The organism is Crocosphaera watsonii WH 8501, from assembly GCF_000167195.1.
Lineage (GTDB): Bacteria > Cyanobacteriota > Cyanobacteriia > Cyanobacteriales > Microcystaceae > Crocosphaera > Crocosphaera watsonii.
In genome coordinates, this window is sequence record NZ_AADV02000006.1 from 90165 (window position 1) to 109245 (window position 19081).

At 38.0% G+C, this 19081-nt stretch carries 18 protein-coding genes and 3 pseudogenes; 7 read left to right on the forward strand and 14 right to left on the reverse strand.

All coding sequences use genetic code 11. The features are described 5' to 3' along the window. Positions 1-31 precede the first annotated feature (31 nt). Both CWATDRAFT_RS11145 and CWATDRAFT_RS11150 read left to right on the forward strand, forming a co-directional pair. Positions 32-613, forward strand: coding sequence for a helix-turn-helix domain-containing protein (locus tag CWATDRAFT_RS11145; protein ID WP_007303067.1), 582 nt, complete (start codon positions 32-34; stop codon positions 611-613). Between the two features lie 64 nt (positions 614-677). Next, positions 678-1319 (forward strand): transposase, encoded by a 642-nt coding sequence (locus CWATDRAFT_RS11150; protein ID WP_007304203.1) that lies wholly within the window; start codon positions 678-680, stop codon positions 1317-1319. 26 nt (positions 1320-1345) lie between these two features. Here the strand turns inward: CWATDRAFT_RS11150 and CWATDRAFT_RS11155 are convergent. The 3 pseudogenes from CWATDRAFT_RS11155 to CWATDRAFT_RS11165 all read right to left on the reverse strand — a co-directional run. After that, positions 1346-1879, reverse strand: a pseudogene (locus CWATDRAFT_RS11155) (polysaccharide biosynthesis/export family protein); the annotation flags it as partial. A 280-nt stretch (positions 1880-2159) separates the two neighbouring features. Further along, a pseudogene (locus CWATDRAFT_RS41740) lies at positions 2160-2310 on the reverse strand (IS5/IS1182 family transposase); the annotation flags it as partial. Positions 2311-2447: 137 nt separating this feature from the next. Beyond that, positions 2448-2840: pseudogene (locus CWATDRAFT_RS11165) on the reverse strand (DUF4388 domain-containing protein); the annotation flags it as partial. A 117-nt stretch (positions 2841-2957) separates the two neighbouring features. On the opposite strand from CWATDRAFT_RS11165, the gene CWATDRAFT_RS41005 reads away from it, so the two are divergent. After that, a complete protein-coding gene (locus CWATDRAFT_RS41005; protein WP_021833423.1) occupies positions 2958-3086 on the forward strand; it encodes a hypothetical protein in 129 nt (42 codons plus the stop codon). 145 nt (positions 3087-3231) lie between these two features. Here CWATDRAFT_RS41005 and CWATDRAFT_RS11170 read toward each other — a convergent pair whose 3' ends face one another. Then, positions 3232-4305, reverse strand: a complete 1074-nt coding sequence (locus CWATDRAFT_RS11170; RefSeq protein ID WP_007305109.1) for an AI-2E family transporter — start codon at positions 4303-4305, stop codon at positions 3232-3234. Further along, complete coding sequence (locus CWATDRAFT_RS11175; protein WP_007305110.1) at positions 4295-6232, reverse strand: S9 family peptidase; 1938 nt, start codon at positions 6230-6232, stop codon at positions 4295-4297. Before CWATDRAFT_RS11175 ends, CWATDRAFT_RS11170 begins: the two co-directional genes overlap by 11 nt. Positions 6233-6367: 135 nt before the next feature. Here CWATDRAFT_RS11175 and CWATDRAFT_RS11180 point away from each other — a divergent pair, with 135 nt between their 5' ends. Continuing rightward, positions 6368-7417 carry a D-alanine--D-alanine ligase family protein gene (locus tag CWATDRAFT_RS11180; RefSeq protein WP_007305111.1) on the forward strand — a complete coding sequence of 350 codons (1050 nt, stop codon included), beginning with the start codon at positions 6368-6370 and terminating at the stop codon, positions 7415-7417. A gap of 20 nt (positions 7418-7437) precedes the next feature. Here the strand turns inward: CWATDRAFT_RS11180 and CWATDRAFT_RS11185 are convergent, their stop codons facing one another. Next, entirely contained in the window at positions 7438-7815 is a 378-nt protein-coding gene (locus CWATDRAFT_RS11185) for a sll0565 family protein (protein ID WP_007305112.1), read from the reverse strand. Between the two features lie 74 nt (positions 7816-7889). Between CWATDRAFT_RS11185 and CWATDRAFT_RS11190 the strand changes: the two genes are divergently transcribed. Then, positions 7890-8171 carry a DUF6439 family protein gene (locus tag CWATDRAFT_RS11190; protein WP_007305113.1) on the forward strand — a complete coding sequence of 94 codons (282 nt, stop codon included), beginning with the start codon at positions 7890-7892 and terminating at the stop codon, positions 8169-8171. On the opposite strand, the gene CWATDRAFT_RS11195 is transcribed toward CWATDRAFT_RS11190, so the two are convergent. From CWATDRAFT_RS11195 to alr, 3 genes are all read right to left on the reverse strand, one after another. Continuing rightward, positions 8168-9172 (reverse strand): TIGR03790 family protein, encoded by a 1005-nt coding sequence (locus CWATDRAFT_RS11195; RefSeq protein ID WP_007305114.1) that lies wholly within the window; start codon positions 9170-9172, stop codon positions 8168-8170. The two genes, CWATDRAFT_RS11190 and CWATDRAFT_RS11195, sit on opposite strands and share 4 nt — an antisense overlap. A 3-nt stretch (positions 9173-9175) precedes the next feature. After that, on the reverse strand, positions 9176-10702 hold the full coding sequence (locus tag CWATDRAFT_RS11200) for an IS5-like element ISCwa2 family transposase (protein ID WP_007305115.1): 1527 nt from the start codon (positions 10700-10702) through the stop codon (positions 9176-9178). A 164-nt stretch (positions 10703-10866) separates the two neighbouring features. Next, positions 10867-12084: an alanine racemase gene (gene alr / locus CWATDRAFT_RS11205; protein WP_007305116.1), complete on the reverse strand. Its 1218-nt coding sequence runs from the start codon at positions 12082-12084 to the stop codon at positions 10867-10869. A gap of 208 nt (positions 12085-12292) precedes the next feature. Here alr and CWATDRAFT_RS11210 point away from each other — a divergent pair, with 208 nt between their 5' ends. After that, complete coding sequence (locus CWATDRAFT_RS11210; protein WP_007305117.1) at positions 12293-14251, forward strand: cation:proton antiporter; 1959 nt, start codon at positions 12293-12295, stop codon at positions 14249-14251. Positions 14252-14295: 44 nt separating this feature from the next. Here the strand turns inward: CWATDRAFT_RS11210 and CWATDRAFT_RS11215 are convergent, their stop codons facing one another. Then, a complete protein-coding gene (locus CWATDRAFT_RS11215) occupies positions 14296-14916 on the reverse strand; it encodes a hypothetical protein (protein WP_007305118.1) in 621 nt (206 codons plus the stop codon). A gap of 78 nt (positions 14917-14994) precedes the next feature. Between CWATDRAFT_RS11215 and CWATDRAFT_RS11220 the strand changes: the two genes are divergently transcribed. Beyond that, entirely contained in the window at positions 14995-15279 is a 285-nt protein-coding gene (locus CWATDRAFT_RS11220) for a DUF427 domain-containing protein (protein ID WP_007305119.1), read from the forward strand. Between the two features lie 55 nt (positions 15280-15334). Here CWATDRAFT_RS11220 and CWATDRAFT_RS11225 read toward each other — a convergent pair whose 3' ends face one another. From CWATDRAFT_RS11225 to CWATDRAFT_RS33445, 4 genes are all read right to left on the reverse strand, one after another. Beyond that, on the reverse strand, positions 15335-15877 hold the full coding sequence (locus CWATDRAFT_RS11225) for a hypothetical protein (RefSeq protein ID WP_007305120.1): 543 nt from the start codon (positions 15875-15877) through the stop codon (positions 15335-15337). Positions 15878-16050: 173 nt separating this feature from the next. After that, entirely contained in the window at positions 16051-16863 is an 813-nt protein-coding gene (locus CWATDRAFT_RS11230) for a tetratricopeptide repeat protein (protein WP_007305121.1), read from the reverse strand. Between the two features lie 44 nt (positions 16864-16907). After that, positions 16908-17438 (reverse strand): type II secretion system protein, encoded by a 531-nt coding sequence (locus tag CWATDRAFT_RS11235; protein ID WP_007305122.1) that lies wholly within the window; start codon positions 17436-17438, stop codon positions 16908-16910. A gap of 3 nt (positions 17439-17441) precedes the next feature. Next, positions 17442-18967 (reverse strand): IS5-like element ISCwa2 family transposase gene (locus tag CWATDRAFT_RS33445; protein ID WP_085961748.1). Its coding sequence is split into 2 segments (ribosomal slippage): positions 17442-18826 and positions 18826-18967, totalling 1527 coding nucleotides; the frame shifts between segments, so codons are not numbered across the junction. Positions 18968-19081: the final 114 nt, after the last annotated feature.

Below are 19081 nucleotides of genomic sequence, written 5' to 3' on the forward strand. Positions count from 1 at the left end.
TTTACAGAAAGTTTCGTGACTAGCCACGACAATGTGTTTCAATGAAACTAACGGAAGAATCTCGAAGTTGATGTCCATGATAAAAGCATTGCCAATTAACCTCTCCAACCTACAGAAAACAGTACTCCAACAAATAGTGAGAGGGACAACAAACCCCTATCGCCTTGTTAGACGAGCCAAGCTAATCTTAGCCGCAGCATCAGGAGAGAGCAATAGTTCGATTAGTCGAAGATTAGAATTAGACCGAGTACAAGTGCGTCAGTGGCGATCGCGATGGTTTGAGGAGAGAGAAAAACTGAGTGCCGCCGAAGAACAACAGGTAACGGAGAAAGCATTAATGGTCTTGATCAAAGGAATTTTAAGCGATCGCCCAAGACCTGGAACAACAAAATCCTTTACGGTCGAACAAGTAGTCCAGATTGTAGAGATCGCTTGTGAAGAATGTGAAAAATCAGACAGACCAGTGAGCCATTGGACACCTTCAGAGTTGGCGGATGAAGCCATAAAAAGAGGAATTGTCGAAAAGATTTCCCCCCGTAGTGTGGGGCGTTTTTTAAAAAGAAGCGACATTACAACCACATCTCGTTCGTTACTGGTTAAATGCCAAAATTGATGATCCCTTAAAATTTAAAAAGCAAGTCAAATATATCTGTGAACTTCATCAAGAAGCTAAAACTTTGTTAGAACAAGGAATTCATTTAATTAGTACAGATGAAATGACAGGGATTCAAGCTCTTGAGAGATTATTTCCGAACAAAAGAATCAAGCCTAAACAAGTAGAAAAAATCGAATTTGAATATGAAAGACACGGAACTTTAAGCTTGATTGCGAACTGGGATGTGGCAAGAGGAAAAGTTGTTAGTCCCTCTATTGGACCGACAAGAACAGAACAAGATTTTTCTGAACATATCCAGAGAACGATTAAGATTGATGAAAAAGCAGAATGGATTTTTATTGTAGATAAACTCAACACTCATAAATCGGAAAGCTTAGTCAAATTAGTAGCAGAAAGCTGTGAAATTACTATTGATTTGGGGAGAAAAGGAAAGGAGGGGATTTTGCAATCTATGGACAGCAGAGCAGATTTTTTATCAGATGAATCTCATCGAATTCGCTTTGTTTATATTCCCAAACATACATCGTGGCTTAATCAAATTGAGTGTTGGTTTTCGATCTTAGTCAGGCGTTTACTCAAAAGAATTACTGTCCGTTCAACTGAAGAACTATCCCAAAAAATTCTCAATTTTATTGATTACTTTAATCAACATTTTGCTAAGCCGTTCGTTTGGAAATTTAAGGGCTTTAAAGATCATAAGTGACTGGTGGATTATTTTTGCTAAGCTGCACTACCATTAGGCAGTGTTAAGTTACGAATAGCTAAACCAATGGGGGCAGTTGGTATCAGAACCCGCACAGTAATGGTTGGTTGTGCTAGGTTAGTTTGAGCAATCAGGTTGCGATCGTAGTCTTTTTGTGTGGGATCTAACTTAGAAACAATCACCGTATCTCCACCCTGTAAGCGCAGTTGGGGTAAGTGAGTTCCTTCGATTAAAGGAGTATATAAATCAACCCTTTCTTCGAGTACAGTGCCATCCACCAAGGGGCGACGAATAATAATAGAGCGTAAGTCAGCTTGGGGGGTGCTGCCTCCTACCCCCCTAATAACGTTATTTAGGGTAATTCCTGGTCCAAAAAAGTAATAACCGGGACGAGTGACTTCCCCCAAAATAGTTAACTGTACCGGGCGAGGTTGCGAGAGAACAGCAATGAGATCTGGGGGTTCTTGCAGGAAACGTTGTCCCAATTCATAAGCGACTTTTGTTTCCACTTCATCGAGAGTTAATCCCACAATAGAGATTTCCCCTAAAAATTGGACTTTGGATAAAAAACAATTGTTAGCTTAAATTTTACGCTAAACATATCTCCAGAGCTAAAATAGAGAATTAAGGTGATTTTAAAAACTCTCTTTCCATCTTTTTAGGGGATTTTAAATATTAAATAGCTTCATTCAGTTTCGGTTCCAATATAGATATCTAAGTAGCTTTCAGTTAGAGATTGAATGACTCGTTCTAATTCATCAATGAGATTTCTTCTAGTGAGTTTTTCTACAGCATCAATATGAGCAGAACTTCCGGCTCGTCCTAAATATTTAGGGTTTGCTGAAAAAAGTTTAGCATATTCTTCCTCAAAATCATCCCAAGGTATCAACTCTGCCATGATTACCCAACGATTATTGGGGGACAATTTGCCCTCGAAAGGTAATTCAAATTTTTCTGGGGGCGGTAAAGGTTGCTCCTCTTTTCGATACATTTGTTCTTGACCAACAACTGGGAGGTGTTTCTACCAATTATAGCGGTTTGTAGCCGACAAAGCTGATCTTTTTTGCGATCGCGAATATGGGTGTAACCTTTTAAAGAATAGGGTTTTGCTTTTATTCAGCAAACCCTAATTACCGAACGAATCATTCTGGCGGCTTGTTCTCGACTAATCTTTTGTTGTTCCACCCACAAACACAGCAGTTGATATTCCCAACATAAACGGAAGTCTTGATTGCCTAGACTGGCTAAGTCTAGTTGTAAAGAGGATAATTGATTAGCTATTTCGGGCAAATAACGGGCGATATGTCTTCGCCACCGTCTCACGGGATGTGTTCCCCCGGTAGCATACATAATTCGCCCTAAATACAAATAAAAGAACCATGTTTCCTGTCTACTATTGGTTAAAACCAGTTGACCACTAAATCTAGGTTGTTTGAGGCTATCAAAAAACCCTGCTTGTCTTGAGGCTGTAAATTCTGGTATGGAAATTGGGGTTTGATGAGGATAGGCAGCTGTCATCATTACATCTTGAATAAGGTGAGTAATCACACTGTTACAGTTATAGAGTTCCCTCAATTTCCGAAAAAATAACATCCAGGGGAGTGGGGAGACTGGGAGACTGGGTGACTGGGAGACTGGGTGACTGGGAGATGGGGAGACTGGGAGATGGGGAGATTGGGAGATGGGGAGATTGGGAGACTGGGCATTACCCACCTTACGGAAACAGCCGGTAAATTATGGAAAACTTTATCAGAAATTTTAGGGTAAGACGTTAATAAGTCTAATTTGAAATCAAGTATTAAAGGATGGGTGATTGTATTCGAGATTTAGAAATTATTGCCAAAGCCGCATCTGGGGAAGAATTGCCTAATCGTATTCAATATTTACCCTTATGATCAACAACATTCAAATTTTAACTATTTTCTTTTTCTGCTTCTAATTTAGGTATTAAATAAAGATTTTGTAATAATACTCCTGCCCCTGCAACCCACGGAGGAAGAATTAAAGCACCTAAAATTCCTAATAGCTGAACCCCACTTAAAACTGCTAATAATTGATATAAGGGAGGTACATTAACCGAAGAACCCACTAACAAGGGATCAAGGACATAAGTTTCTAAGTTTTGGATAATTAGAAAGAGTAATAGTACCCAAAGAAATAACCATCCTCCTTGAGCAACGGCTACAATTAAAGCAGGAATTGAACCTAAGACGGGACCAAAGAAAGGGATTAAATTGGTAATTCCGGCAATAGTTCCTAACCCTAAAGCAAACTCACCTATTCCTAAAAATTTTAACCCTAAACTAACTGCTAAACCGAGAATAAAAGAAACTAATAATCTTCCTTGAATATAGCCTCCCATTCTTTGACTAACTGGTATTACTTGCGCTTTTAATTGATCATTCCAACGAACAGGAAATAAACTAACAATCCCATTAATTAATTTTTGGGAACCTGATAACATATAGCCCGATAATAGGATAGCCAAAAAGACGTTTAAAACTCCTCCTACAATACCCCTTGTTATATCACTGACCCCAATTAATAATTTTTGACTTGATTTGAATGTCCAAGAAATAACTGATTGTAAATTGAATTGTTGATTAATAAAGTCAAGTATGTCTGGTTCTGTAAAACCCTTTTCTGTCATAAACAATTGAATCTGTTTATTCAAAGTTTCTATATAGAGTGGGAGTTTTTCTAACAAAAGTTGAAGCTGTGCTACTATAGTTGGTCCCAATAATAAACCTATTCCTGTTAATACTAATATCAACATCAAATAAACAGAAATAACAGAAAACCAACGAGGAACTCCAATATTTTCAACACTTTTAACTAAAGGACTCAAAGTAGATGCAATCACAATGGCAATCATCAAAATAATAATTAATCCTTTAAGTTGCCATAATAATAATAGCAAAAAGGCAGCACTGCCAATGATTAATAAATTAGATAAAGAGAGGGATATTTTTTGTCTAGGAATCATAATTTAAAATGCTAATAGGTTGTAAACTTTCAGCAGGGGTGAAGTTGAAAATGCGAGAATAAAAATAGAACTCGCCATCTAAAGCATACTTGATGTTATCAGCTTGTCGAAACCCATGTTGTTCCCCTTCAAAGGGAACATAAGCAACAGGAATTCCCTTGTTTTTAAGAGTATAAAGCATCATTTCTGCTTGGTTGGGAGGGACTACTTTATCCTCTAAACCTTGGAAAAATATAACAGGACAACTTAATTTATCTGTATAATTAATAGGCGATCGCTGTTCATAAATTTCTTTTTCTTCGGGATATTTACCAATTAACCTATCTAAGTAACGGGATTCAAATTTATGGGTATCTTTTGCCAATGATTCTAAGTCACTGACACCATAATAACTGGCTCCTGCTTTAAAAGTATCATCAAAAGTTAAGGCAGCTAAAGTAGTATAACCACCCGCACTTCCCCCAGAAATAGCTAAGCGATCTCCGTCTACTTTACCTTGAGCCGCTAAATATTTTGCCCCATTAATACAATCATTAACATCAACAACACCCCAATTTTTATCTAACCGTTGACGGTATGCTTTGCCAAACCCTGTACTTCCCCCATAGTTAACATCAAGATAACCAAAACCTCGACTGGTCCAATATTGAATTTTTAAGCTAAAACTAGGAGTAGCTGCTGCGGTGGGACCCCCATGACTTTTAACTAATAAAGGGGGCAACTCTCCATTAGAAAAACTATAATCTTTATTCTTCGGAGCATAATACCAAGCATAAGCTGTTAATCCCTTCTCTGTGGGAAATTCAATGAACTCTGGTTCTGAGAAATAGCCACTATCAACATCAATATTACTAGAAGTCTTTAATACTTTAGTTTGACTTAAATTCAAATCTAAATAAACAACCGATGTAGGTTCTATTGTCGATGAACCAAGGAATACAACGTTTTTATCTTGACTACGAAGAGAAGCTATATTACTGTAAGGAAGTTCTAAAATACTCAGTTGTTTATCAGGTATATTTAAAGTGCCTAAATACCAACGTCCATCTTGAGTATAAGTACAAAGAATTTCTTGCTCTGATGTAAAGGTATAAGTGGATAATCCAAACACCCAATGAGGGTAAGAGAATTCAGCAGTCAGAGGAAAAATAGGTGCGTTATTAGCATTAGATTGGTAACAGTAAAGATTAGCCCAACCAGATTGATCACTGACGTAATATAATTGGCCACCTGGTGACCATTTCGGTTCATTAATAGACTCATCTATATACCCTGCGATACATTGTATATCCTTTAATGAGCCATTACTTTCGATATTACCTAACCATAATTTTGTTCCATCCCAAGGCATATTAGGATGATTCCAACTAATCCAAGCGAGTTGTTTTCCATCGGGACTTAAACGGGGAGAAGAATAAAAATCATCTCCTTCTATTAGAGGTGTGATTGCTCCTGTATTGATATCAATAGCAACAATTTTGTTTTCACATTCTTGATCAGCGTGACTATGATCTTCACACACACTAATTAGGCGATTATTAGCGACATCCAAGACAAAATCAGCGTAACGAAGTTGATTCTCAGGGGTTAAAGCTTTGGGATCTTCATTAGGTAACTTTTGATAAAGACGTTGATCTTGAAAATTAACAAAATAAACAACCCCATCATTAACTAAAAAAGAACCTCCCCCATATTCATGAACACGAGTACGAACATTAAAGGGTTGAGGAGTAATCTCTGTTATTTGACCATCAGGACTATATTTAACTAAGACACTTCGTCCCTTTTCTTGGGGTCTTCCTTCCAACCAATAAATATCATTATTGTCAAAAACTACACCTCCTAATCCAATACTTTGAGCAACAATTAAATCAGAGGTGATCGGTGATTTCCAAGAACCAAAGGGAGCTATTGTAGGTGATGGCATAATAAGAGTTTTAAGGATTCAAAATTTACAATACTTTACCCTAGTTAAAGAGTAGATTAATTTTAGGGAACGTCAAGCTAATAACAAGGGTCAATTATAACGATAATTAACAACAAAAGCACGGGAGTAGTGGCAATGGCTAAAATACGGATAGGATTGTTATTCGGTGGAAGATCAGGAGAACACGAGGTTTCTATTAATTCGGCACAAGCCATTGCCCAAGCTTTGCAAACAGGAGAAAATGACCATAAATACGATGTTATTCCGGTGTACATCCAAAAAAATGGCGTTTGGATCGCAGGAGAAACAGCCGATGAAGTCCTAGAAAGTAAAACTCCTCTTTCTCCGGAAGACACAAACCCTTATCAATTATGGCAGTTTCCTCCAGAACTTCAAGAGGTAGAGGTGTGGTTTCCCGTGTTACATGGCCCCAATGGGGAAGATGGCACCATTCAAGGGTTATTAACCTTAATGCAGGTTCCTTTTGTGGGCAGTGGGGTGTTAGGATCGGCCGTAGGCATGGACAAAATTGCCATGAAAATGGCCTTTGCTCAAGCCGGACTCCCCCAAGTTAAGTATAAGGCCGTTGAGCGATCGCAAATCTGGTCTAACCCCTGTATTTTTCCTAAACTTTGTGACGACATCGAAGCAGGGTTAGGCTATCCTTGCTTTGTCAAACCAGCTAATCTGGGATCGTCGGTGGGTATTGCTAAAGCGCGATCGCATTCTGAGTTAGAAGCAGCTTTAGATAGTGCGGCCAGTTATGATCGACGTATTGTTATCGAAGCAGGAGTTACGGCCAGAGAGTTGGAATGTGCTGTGTTAGGCAATGATAACCCCAAAGCTTCTGTGGTAGGAGAAATTACTTTTGATAGCGATTTTTATGACTACGAAACTAAGTATACAGAAGGTCGTTCTCAGATACATATTCCTGCTAGTTTACCAGAAAAAGTCATCAAACAAATTCAAGAAATGGCCATACAAGCTTTCAAAACAGTCGACGCTTCTGGTTTAGCGAGAGTGGACTTTTTCTATGTAGAAGAAACCCAAGCAATTTATCTCAATGAAATTAATACCTTACCAGGGTTTACTAAATTTAGTATGTATCCTCAACTGTGGCAAGCAACAGGCATCAGTTTTGAACAATTAGTGGATAAATTAATACAATTAGCCTTAGAAAAATAATAGATAAACGGGGGAGTATGTCAACCTGCCCATGTTTTTAATAGCCATCCGATTACAACCCCTAACCCACCAAAGCGAACAATTTGCCAAAATACCTCCCCTAATAATCCTTGACGAATTCCTTGCCAAAATAGAGTATTGAGGTCTTGATCGGTTAATAAATTAGTTTCTAGCTCAAGGGTTAACTGTTGCAATTCTTCGTTAATTTTCTCTACTTCTGCGGTGTCTTCTTTAGCAATAGTATTTAATCTGTCTTCTAGGTCTAATTTTTGCTTTTGTGACTGTTGAACCTGTTTATGACGTTCTTTGAGTTTGAGCAGCGATCGCTCTACTTCCATCAAAGCGGTTTCAAATTCTTCGTCAGGGTTTGGGGACTGATTAGATTCAATAGAAGACATTCTCGCTACAGTTATTCGCTAAACTTAAGGTAGAGCAGTGTTCAAGTTGCTCTATTTCTATCTTAAACTTAACCATGTCCCCTATGTCCCAAGTTTCTCCAGCCGAGTCACTACAGTCCGCTTCTTCCCTAGAATTAGCGCAAGTTTTAGCACAACAGTTAAGTATTACCCCCAGTGATTGGCACCGTCTTAAAGGCAATCGTCAAGCACAAGCTCAACAGCAACTAGCCACAGCTTTAGTATTTTTACTCAACAATCAACCCGATGAGGCGTTAGCTCACATTAATCAGGCCGCTGGATGGTTAGATCGTTCCATTTCCCCCCTTCCTTGTCCTGGCCATGGCCCGAAAAATTAGTCAACCTGATCATCCTTTGCAAAAGGACGGGCTAAGGGTTCTCCGATAAAGATTCCTTGCCCAACCCAAGCCACACTTTTCCAGTAAGCGTGTAATAGGTTATCTCCCTGCAAATAATAATACATAGCTACCCCAGGATGAGGAAATTTCTGGGGAAAGTTACAGGGTTCAATCACCGTTCCATAACTACCCGTGGCACCAGCTTTTAACCACTCAACACTACTCATTTGTCCACTATCGGTAAGTTTTCCGCCAAAAGATGTCAAATGATCAGCCATCGCCCCTGGAATAAACCGATTAGTATCTAATTCTCTTACTTTAGTTACCCCTGTAAAGTAAAATAAAACATCGTTTTTATCTTTTAAAACGTTACCTTGAATCACTTCAATAGGAATTTTATCTGATAATTTTTTAATAATAATTTCGTAAAAATTAGACCGCACATTACGGGCTTTGTCTTTGGTATTCATTAAATATGCAGTTCCTTGAGGATGACTATTATCGGAGGCAATACCCCGATCAATTAACGCTTTTGCCTCTTCAAAACTGCTCCCAGTAATGGCCATAGTGGGACGAATTCTGAAATCAATAAAAGGTTGAGAACGATTACTATTAAAGTAAGGGTTAGGGGCGATCGCTTTACATCCCTTGGCGCAGTGACGAGGATCAAATCCTAGAGCAAAAGCACTGGTAATGGACATACAATCAACTCTGTAGGGTTTTGTCCAAGTTAAGGCATATCCTTGCACATCAGGAGGGGTTAGAGCATCTACTTCTTGTTTAATACGTTTAAAGTCTTCACGGGACAAACTGGTTTCACTGGGGTCGAAAATAACTTCTATTACATGGTTAGCAGGAATATTCCGTTTTTGACGATAATATTGACCGATCTGAACACTTAAAGGATCAGCATGGTTAAAAATAATCGCTAATTCCCTATTTTGCTCTTTTAGTGGCCACCCTTGGCAACTACTTAGGGTTTGCTGAAAAAGTTTCTCCAAAATTTATGCCACTTTTGACCAAGAATTTTCTGACAAATCAATAAGTTTTAGTACATAAAAATTGTTTAAAGTATAATCAAAATTAATGAAAGGCGGTTCAATGAGTTCCCCTGTTCTATTATTAGTAAATAAGGACAAAAAAAGCGACAAAAACTGCCTCAGAAGTTTAGAAAGATTGACAACTAAAAATGTAATAGCAATAGATGTAATGGAGGTTTCAGGGAGTTTTGTTATCACGAGATTTAGGCTAAATCTTCGTTTAGCTTGTCCAAACTTTCCCTCAATAGCATTACGGAAGCATTCATCGGAGTGGGCTTGTTTCTTTTCTTCTTTACTGACATTTTTCGGAGGTCTTCCTAACTTCGGACCACTGATTCTTATCGCTCTTTCCTTACACCAATTTCTGTTTTCCCTAGTTCGATAAATTTTATCTACATGGACGGATTCGGGATAATAGCCAAACGTTTCTTTATACTTTTCTACTTGTTCTTTTAAATGACAAGATTCATTGAAGTTTTCCCAACTTATTTTGTATAGAAACACATAGTTATCTACACAGCTTACTGAGAGTTTAGCTCCAAACTCTATTGGTTTTCCTGCTTTTCCCCTCACTATTGGACGAATATGCCGTTGAGTTAAACTTACAATTCTTTGAGGAACACTCTGGGTCTTATTCTCCCACATTGGCTGTTGTTGTTCATAAACTTTTTTGATAGTCTCTAGACAATTTTTCTGTCTTTTACTCAGATTTTCCAGGGAAGCCCCAGCTTGAATTAAGTCTTCTATATTTCCTAAATTTTTCTTAAAGTATTTTAACTGTTTCCCGATAGCTTTTCTTCTTTCTTGATAAGATACTTTTCGTTTTTTAGCTACTTTTAAGTATTCCTTTCTAGCAATTATTCTAGAAGTTCTCGGCTTTTTTCTCAATTTTACTCTTAATGGTTTATAAAGATTATCTATTATTCTTTCTGTCTCAATTCTGGCTTGATTTAATATGCCTAAATCCGTTGGGTATTTGATGTCTGCTGGCGCACAAGTCGCATCTAAAATTAGTTTACCTTTATTTTTTATTTTTTCTCCTTTTTCTTGGAGACAATCCTTTTTTTTTACTTCTTTATCACTCTTGTCTATTTCTCTTTTTACTATTTTTTTATTGATTTTGTTTATCAATTCTCCATCAATTCTTTTCCTAAAATGAACTAGCATTGAAGATTCCAGTGGTGGCTCTTGTTGATAACAATTTAAACCTATAAAGTATTGTAGATAGGGATTTTCTCTAATCTGTTCTATAGTTTCTCTATCACTTGTTCCTAATTTTTCCTTAATAATTAATGTCCCTAATGCCATTCTAAATAGTTTGGCTGGCGCACCTTTTTCTGCTGAAAAAAGTTTAGCATATTCTTCCTCAAAATCATCCCAAGGTATCAACTCTGCCATGATTACCCAACGATTATTGGGGGACAATTTGCCCTCGAAAGGTAATTCAAATTTTTCTGGGGGCGGTAAAGGTTGCTCCTCTTTTCGATACATTTGTTCTTGACCAACAACTGGGAGGTGTTTCTACCAATTATAGCGGTTTGTAGCCGACAAAGCTGATCTTTTTTGCGATCGCGAATATGGGTGTAACCTTTTAAAGAATAGGGTTTTGCTTTTATTCAGCAAACCCTATATTAGTGTTAGGTCAAAATCTCCCACTAAATTTTAACTTCTGATGTCAGCTGGGCTGACTTTTTCTTAATCCTTGGCAGTCGATGTTTGAACCCACAAAGAATCTCCCAAGAAATCGTTCCTAGCATGGTTGCCCAGTGATTGGCGGTAATTTCCTGGTTTCCATCTTGACCGATTAAAGTCACAGTATCTCCCACTTTAAGATGACGAAGGTGACTTACATCTAACATTAACTGATCCATTGTAATTGCTCCGATTTGACAAGCTCGCTGACCTTTAATTAATACTTGTAAACGATTAGATAATTGGCGAGGAACTCCATCGGCATAACCAATACCAACCACTGCTATTTTCATCGGGCGATCGCTAACGAATTGATAACCATAACTAACCCCTGTATTAGCAGGGATAGTCTTGATTTGAGTAATTTTGGCCTTAACTTGTAAAACAGGCTTTAAAGAGACAATAGAGCGCAAATGAGGAGCAGGATAGAGACCATATAAACCTAGTCCCACCCTAACTAAATCGTAGTGTAACTGGGGAGCAATGAGAGTGGCCGCAGAATTTGCAAAATGAAGACGAGGGGGTTTAACTCCTTGGGCTTTTAACTGGGAGATGGCCGTTTTGAACCGTTTGTGTTGTAGATACATATTGGTGCGATCGGGATCATCGGCGGTAGCTAAATGGGAATAGACACTATTTAACTTTAAGTAGGGCAACTTTTTAACTAAACTGGCAAATTCTGTTCCCTGATGCCAAGGCATTCCCAAGCGAGACATTCCCGTATCTAATTTTAGATGAACCGATAAAGGTTTTTCCCACTGGGATAAGGTTTGAGAAAAAATTATGGCCTGTTGAGGATCACAGAGAGTAGGTTCTATATTCCAATGGGCGATCGCTGCAATTTCTTCAGGGGTGTTGATTGCCCCTAAAATCAAGATCGGTGCAGTTATACCGGCCTCTCGTAGCTCGATCCCTTCTCCTAAAGTCGCCACCGCCAAAGCATTAGCCCCTGCTTCAAGGACAGTTTGCGCAACGGCGATCGCCCCATGACCATAAGCATCTGCTTTTACCACAGCCATTAATGCGGTTTTTGGAGACAATAGTTGCTTAATTTGAACAACATTATGACTTAATGCCGATAAATCAATTTCTACCCAAGCCCGTTGGCGAATAACCTCAGAAAGATGATAACTATAGCGATTACGCTCAATAACCCCACTTAAAGACTCTTGACTTACCACTTTTTTTCACTCCGACACACTCACCCATCATTCTAGACGATTGATGTTATGGTAGCAGACGTAGAAATTGAGATCGATGATTCCAGGAAAATCAGAAAATCAACTATAATATGTCAAGTGGAATATTTGACTCCGTTTTTATTTAGACTATAAGGAAAAAAGTTTTTGAGAACCATTACCCCAAAAGTTGTTTGCCATCAATAAGCCTATGGAAGCATCCTTTGAAATTACTCTGCAAATTGTGATGGCTGTTCTCGCAGGCATCAGCGCACAAGTCATTGCTGAATTTTTTAAGGTTCCTAGCATTGTCTTCTTGCTTCTATTCGGCATTATACTCGGAGCCGATGGCCTAAATATTCTTAACCCCCAGGAGTTAGGAATAGGTTTGGAGGTATTAGTGGCTCTTTCTGTCGCCATTATTCTGTTTGAAGGGGGCTTAAACCTAGAATTAAAAGATTTAGGACGAGTCTCAGGTAGTCTTCGTAATTTGGTTACTTTTGGAACTTTAATTACCCTGGTGGGTGGTGGTATGGCTGCCCACTGGTTAGCAGAATTTCCTTGGTCCATCGCCTTTCTCTATGCGGCTTTGGTAGTAGTTACTGGACCGACGGTTATTGGCCCCCTTCTCAAACAAGTAGAAGTCGAACGGAAAGTGGCTACCCTCTTGGAAAGCGAGGGGGTTCTCATTGACCCTGTGGGGGCTATTTTAGCCGTAGTGGTTCTCGATACAATTCTTAATAGTAATGCCACACCTGTAGAAATTTTTAGTGGTTTACTGCTAAGATTCACCATTGGTGCCATTATTGGGGGCATTAGTGGATTTTTATTGGGTTTTCTGCTGAAAAATACTCTTTTCCTCTCAGAAGAATTGAGAAATTTAGTGGTATTGGCCGGGGTTTGGGGATTGTTTGGTTTATCCCAACTAACCCTGAGTGAATCGGGGTTAATGGCTACTGTGGTGGCAGGAATTGTTCTGAGGGCTTCATCTATACCCGATGAACGGTTATTAAGACGTTTTAAGGGACAGTTGACAGTTTTATGTGTCTCAGTCCTATTTATTCTCTTGGCGGCGGATCTTTCTATTGACAGTATTTTTGCTTTGGGATGGGGTAGCGTTTTAGCGGTTTTGGCTTTGATGTGGCTGGTACGCCCCATTAGTATTGCTTTGTGTACCATCAATAGCGATCTCAATTGGCGAGAAAAGTTTTTTTTAGGCTGGATTGCTCCACGGGGAATTGTTTCTGCTTCGGTTGCTTCTCTATTCGCCATCTTACTAACTGAAAAAGGCATTAATGGCGGTGACTCTATTAAAGCCCTAGTCTTCTTGACTATTATGATGACGGTATTTATTCAGGGTTTATCAGCCCGTTGGGTGGCCAAAGGACTAAGAATTACGGCAGTGGAAGCGACAGGAGCAGTAATTGTGGGCTGTAATGCCCTGGGACGATTACTAGGACGATTATTTGAGCAGCAGGGAGAATCGGTGGTATTAATCGACACAGATCCCGAAGCCTGCTCCCAGGCCGAAGCTCAAGGTTTATCGGTGTTTCAAAGTAGTGCGCTTGATCCTGATGTCCTGGAAGAAGCCGGCATAGAATCTATGGGAACTTTCATGGCCTTGACTAGCAACGGCCAAGTTAACATAGTGCTAGCTCAAAGGGCCACAGAAGAATTTAAACCCCCCAGAGTCTTCGCTATCTTTCCTAGTAATGCCCCTCAAGACAACAACGCCAATAAAACTGGGAACACTAATAAAACTAATATTAGTCCGGCCTTTGTGGATCAACAATTAATTAAAATGTGGAATCAATACCTAACAGAAGATCAATTCAAGTTAGGTATCACGAATTTTCAAGAACAGGGATTCTCTTTTAAACAAGCCCATTTTCAAGCTTTGATTCGTGAAGGAGAGGTATTACCCCTTTTGATTAAGCGACAAGGCAGTTTACAAGTTGTTCAAGCTGCTCAAACTTGGCAAGCTGGAGACGAAGTTACTTACCTCTTACACGATCCTCGTCCAAAACTGCTCAAACGTCTCTCAGGAGGAAATAAAACCTCTAAAGAATTAACGGCAGAACGCTTATCTGAAGTAGAAGAAGTTCCTCTAGCTGATCCCGTTGATAATTCTCTGTCTGAGTCTGCCGGGTTAAAAAGTCAAAATAGTTAGAATCTGGAATTTATATATTAAAACTCAATTTTAAAGGGACAGGTCTATTCAAGTTCTTTCCATGTATTTAATATCGTTTGATAACAAACTAGGCAAAAATAAAGAGTAAAATTAATCATTCCCAATAGCTTAGGGACACCTTCAATTAACAAAGACTTCATAGGAAAATAGGAATAAAAAGAATCGATTAATACTGCTATAATAATCAATGAAAATGCAGTTATCATAATTCCTAATGGTGTCTCTCTCAAAGTTTTCCAAAACAACGATAAATAAACAATTAGAATAACGCCGTAAACACGAATGGTGGTTAATTTAGCAATATCAAAATATTGTAGAATAATATGAGTACGATAAATTTCGTTGAAAAAAAATCCCGTGGTTAAAATGGTAGAACCTAATAAGAAAAAGTTATTACTATTGTTAGGATTGATCCGTCTAATAATAAAAAAAGTAAACCCACATATTACAGGAGGGATAGAACACAATACCTCAAACGTATGGGTTAATAAACCGGCCGTTGGATAACGAGGTGTTGCAGGAGGAATAAATAAACCATCTACAGGTGGAGCAAATTTTTGAGCATAAATTATTACCAAAATTAATAACAGAATACTAATACTATTGCAAATTATAAATGGAGTGGGAATTTTTTTGAGTAGCATTAATATTCTATTTTTTATTCTTGTCAACAAAACCCATTTCCTCCATAATAGATAATGGCACAGTATTAGAGATAAAACATGGCAAAAGCAATCTGGAATGATGTTATTTTAGCAGACAGTCAACAATGCGAAATGGTAGAAGGAAATTACTATTTTCCTCCTGATTCCATTAACAAAGAATATTTTAAGGAAAGTAGTACCCGTACTAATTGTTTCTGGAAAGGAGAAGCAACTTACTACACAATTGAAGTCAATGGACAAGAAAATAAGGATGCTGCTTGGTACTATCCAACCCCTAAAGAAAAAGCCCAAAATATTAAAAATTATGTGGCTTTTTGGAAGGGAGTAAAAGTTGAAAAATAAAAATTGTTTGCTAAATTACAGTAGGGCGGGCATTGCCCACCTTGCTAATCTGAGTTTAGATATTCATTGCAGTCCAAATTGTCCAGCTATCCATTAACAGTAAAAATAGAGTACAGACTAATAAAATTAAATACATCCAAGGTTGGGAAAGAGGGCGAACATCAGTGGTATCAATCCCTGTTTTTTCAGTAACAATATTGACTAAATAGGAAAATCCCGCAATACGCATAGGAAGTAAATAAGCTTGCTGAGAATTTTCACTAACAAAATAATAAACTAAACCTCCTTGTCCCGTAGTTCGTAATTTTAAATCCTTAATCTCTGACCAATTTAATGACCATCCTTTGCGGAAAAAAGAAGAAAACCAAACAGGATAAACTACTTTAATTTGACTTTCGTTAACAATAACCCGTTCGCTCAACGCCCCCACCAAAACCAATAAACCCAAAAATATCCCTATCCATAATACATTAGAAGGAACAGGAGCATTAGTTACCTCAGCTAAAAACGGTAAAGGAACGGTCAAGGAAATATATAAACTAACTAAGGTGATACGAATTAAAGGAGAAATGCGAAAGATAGAGCGATTGATAACCATGATTTTTTAAGTATTTAAAAAGTGTCAGGAGTTAGAAGTTATTTTTGAGACGGAGATTTATGCTCAGTCTCAAAAAAATGTTCGCTTCAGGCAACTAGGTTTTAGACCCTATTATCTTAATAACCGAATAATTAACAATCAATAATTGTTAATTGTTAATTGCTGAATTGGTCTTATTTTAAATTAAGGAACTTATCCAAAGCGGCAACCATTTGCGGTGGCCAACGACGGATATTTTTTACCCAGTCGAGATCCTGATAACGGTTATCCATGCCAACAGCAGCCACCCAATGGCTTTCGGCTTCTCCTTGTTGTCCAATATTCCATAAAACCGCCGTTAAAGCCGCCCTCACATCGGGAAACATAGGATATTTACGCACTAAATTACGCATTTCTTTGACAGCCTCGCCAGTTTTTCCAATTTGATAATAAACTAGGGCCGCATTAGCTCTGGCAAAGGCAAAATTGGGGGCTATTTCTGAGGCTTTGCGATAATCAGTTAAAGCTTGTTCCCACTCACCTTCTCCACTTTTGGCATTACCCCGATTATTATATGCCATAGCATCATCAGGGTTAAGTTCTAAGACACGATTATAATCAGCGATCGCCTCATCATATTTTCCTTGAGCTTCCAGGGCAGTTCCTCGGTTGAGATAAGGATCGGCGGCCTCTGGGGCAAGTTCAATGGCTTGGTTAAAATCAGCGATGGCGGCTTCTAATTTATTTTGACTTACACGAGCATTGCCTCGGTTACTCCAAGCAGCCGGGTTGCTGGGAAATGTCTCAACTAACTGAGTCCAATAAGTCTCTGCTTGGGCAAAATTTCCATTTTCTGTAGCTGCTATAGCTTTTTTGGCAATGGATTGACCTTCTTCTAGTTGTTCTTCTGTCAGAGGAGGATTATCTTGAGTTTGCGCTAATCCCGTGCCTGTTACACTTGTCCAGGTTAATAAAATAATCAGTAAACTTAAAATCCAACGAATCATTCTAGTCTTTAGTTCTGGTATCTTTTACTTGATTATAACCACTCTTACTGTTCACAAACCTCTGAGGGTTGCAATCCTAAACTTAAATACAAATCATCACTATCTCTATCTCTCTCTCTGTCATTGTAAAATCCTGCTTGTTGGTGAAAACTGAGACTTGTGGCATTTACACTGGAGTTTCTTCGTTTATCTTTGCCAAAAAAAGTGATTTTGATGACACAAGCTCCATTCGTTGACCAATTTTCATAGTCGTACAGGGAATCATAAGGAGTTAGGTTGGTCTCTCTTCTCATAAAACATTCTATTCCCACTGGTACTCTATTAGGATTAACATCGTCAGGAAAATAGCCTCTTTCCATTCTAAAAACCTCTAATTCTCGCTTAACACAACTCATCTGTATTTTAGCTTCTGCATAGTGAAATTTATCAACAGTTGCCACATAAGCAGGTATAGCAAGGGTAGATAAAATGCCAACAATGATGCCAGAAATTAATAATTCTAGTAAAGTAAACCCTTGATCACTTTTGTTATCTTTTCGGTGCCTAATTAGGGTTTGCTGAAAAAGTTTCTCCAAAATTTATGCCACCTTTGACCAAGAATTTTCTGACAAATCAATAAGTTTTAGTACATAAAAATTGTTTAAAGTATAATCAAAATTAATGAAAGGCGGTTTGATGAGTTCCCCTGTTCTATTGTTAGTAAATAAGGACAAAAAAAGCGACAAAAACTGCCTCAGAAGTTTAGAAAGATTGACAACTAAAAATGTAATAGCAATAGATGTAATGGAGGTTTCAGGGAGTTTTGTCATCACGAGATTTAGGCTAAATCTTCGTTTAGCTTGTCCAAACTTTCCCTCAATAGCATTACGGAAGCATTCATCGGAGTGGGCTTGTTTCTTTTCTTCTTCACTGACATTTTTCGGAGGTCTTCCTAACTTCGGACCACTGATTCTTATCCCTCTTTCCTTACACCAATTTCTGTTTTCCCTAGTTCGATAAATTTTATCTACATGGACGGATTCGGGATAATAGCCAAACGTTTCTTTATACTTTTCTACTTGTTCTTTAAAATGACAAGATTCATTGAAGTTTTCCCAACTTATTTTGTCTAGAAACACATAGTTATCTACACAGCTTACTGAGAGTTTAGCTCCAAACTCTATTGGTTTTCCTGCTTTTCCCCTCACTATTGGACGAATATGCGGTTGAGTTAAACTTACAATTCTTTGAGGAACACTCTGGGTCTTATTCTCCCACATTGACTGTTGTTGTTCATAAACTTTTTTGATAGTCTCTAGACAATTTTTCTGTCTTTTACTCAGATTTTCCAGGGAAGCCCCAGCTTGAATTAAGTCTTCTATATTTCCTAAATTTTTCTTAAGGTATTTTAACTGTTTCCCGATAGCTTTTCTTCTTTCTTGATAAGATACTTTTCGTTTTTTAGCTACTTTTAAGTATTCCTTTCTAGCAATTATTCTAGAAGTTCTCGGCTTTTTTCTCAATTTTACTCTTAATGGTTTATAAAGATTATCTATTATTCTTTCTGTCTCAATTCTGGCTTGATTTAATATGCCGAAATCCGTTGGGTATTTGATGTCTGCTGGCGCACAAGTCGCATCTAAAATTAGTTTACCTTTATTTTTTATTTTTTCTCCTTTTTCTTGGAGACAATCCTTTTTTTTTACTTCTTTATCACTCTTGTCTATTTCTCTTTTTACTATTTTTTTATTGATTTTGTTTATCAATTCTCCATCAATTCTTTTCCTAAAATGAACTAGCATTGAAGATTCCAGTGGTGGCTCTTGTTGATAACAATTTAAACCTATAAAGTATTGTAGATAGGGATTTTCTCTAATCTGTTCTATAGTTTCTCTATCACTTGTTCCTAATTTTTCCTTAATAATTAATGTCCCTAATGCCATTCTAAATAGTTTGGCTGGCGCACCTTTTTCTGCTGAAAAAGTTTAGCATATTCTTCCTCAAAATCATCCCAAGGTATCAACTCTGCCATGATTACCCAACGATTATTGGGGGACAATTTGCCCTCGAAAGGTAATTCAAATTTTTCTGGGGGCGGTAAAGGTTGCTCCTCTTTTCGATACATTTGTTCTTGACCAACAACTGGGAGGTGTTTCTACCAATTATAGCGGTTTGTAGCCGACAAAGCTGATCTTTTTTGCGATCGCGAATATGGGTGTAACCTTTTAAAGAATAGGGT